Source organism: Candidatus Albibeggiatoa sp. nov. BB20 (assembly GCA_016744725.1).
Lineage (GTDB): Bacteria > Pseudomonadota > Gammaproteobacteria > Beggiatoales > Beggiatoaceae > Albibeggiatoa.
Map to the genome: position 1 here is coordinate 1 of JADGDW010000259.1, position 1,462 is coordinate 1,462.

Sequence of the window (1,462 nt, forward strand, 5' to 3'; positions counted from 1 at the left end):
GAGACAGCAATGCAGCCTTGGGTTATCACTATGGCTATGGCGATTATGGTTTAGTTTATCCTGATGCCAATGGTTATATTCAACCGTGGGATTCAGTGGTTGAAGGCTATAGCGAAAACACATCAATTACAGTAGGAACAACGGGCTGGACATGGTACGAAGGGCAATTATTCACCGCGCCGAATACCAATACTTGGGGTGCAACGCCGATTTTAATTTCTGACAGCAACAGCGGTACAGTGTTATTAGATGATTTTGTGGTCGATGAATATGATGCGGCGGGTAATTTTGTGCGTCGGATTCATGATATTGACCCTGATCCAAAACCAAGCGATTGGTGGATGTTGTACGAAACCCATGCAGCGCGTGCGCCTTTCGTATCTTATACCAACGATTGGTCAGGATTAGCGTTAGATTCGGGTAGCAGTGGTAGCAAAAGCACATCAACAACAGCACATGTTGGCGATAAATCTTTAAGCCTCAACTCCACGTCTGGCAAATATGCGATTAGCAATCAGAAATTAAATTTCTCAATCAAACAAAGTCATCAATACCGTATCAGCGGTTGGGTGCAAGGGACTAATGTTGCAGGTTCAGGTGCAAACTTGGGCTTACGTTGGTTAGGGTTTAAATCTTGGGATACACCGAGACCGTTTACCAAAGCATCTTTAGAAACAGGCTTCTTTGATAACGATGGCTTGCAATTCTATATCAATGCCAATGTGCCTGTGAATATCGGTGAATTCGGTACAGCAGTGGCAAATTTCCAAGATGGGCGCGGCGGATTAGCATGGGTGTCTGATATGTTAGACATTATGGATACTTACGACTTAAATGGTCAATATTTCCATTATCATAGCGCACCGTGGGGGATTTATTCTAATGTATTTGGTTTCCCTAATGCCACGCATCTCAACACGGATTTAGCCAATTTATTTGTCAGTCGTAATTATCGCAGCGGTTTGAATCCAGCAACTTACAGCTTAGATGTGGTTAATGGTAACGGCGATGGCAATTATGCAGAAACCGCACAAATCACAATTACCGCAGATGCTGCACCAACAGGTCAAGTATTTGATGTCTGGACAGGTGACACGGCAGCTTTGGCTGATTCAACTCAATCAATGACCACAGTCACCATGCCAGCAACGGCAATAACTGTGACAGCGACTTATAGAACAGCCTCTCCAATTTTATACACTTTAAGCGTGAATAATGGTAATGGCGACGGTGATTATACCGAAGGCTCTCAAGTCACTGTCACGGCGGATACTGCACCAACAGCTCAAGTGTTCGATACGTGGACAGGCGATACAGGTGTGTTAGCTGACCCAACGCAAGCCACGACTACGGTTACGATGCCAGCGGCAGCAGCCACAATTACGGCAACGTACAAAGCTGATACCCCAACCTTATATACATTGACTGTAAATAGTGGTAGTGGTGACGGTGATTACACGGC

The 1,462-nt window shown here is 44.9% G+C and carries 1 protein-coding gene; it reads left to right on the plus strand.

Going from position 1 to position 1,462, the window contains the following annotated elements; all coding sequences use genetic code 11:
* A partial coding sequence (locus tag ABXH34_RS18245; RefSeq protein WP_353573320.1) for an InlB B-repeat-containing protein occupies positions 1-1,462 on the plus strand: 1,462 nt, incomplete at both ends.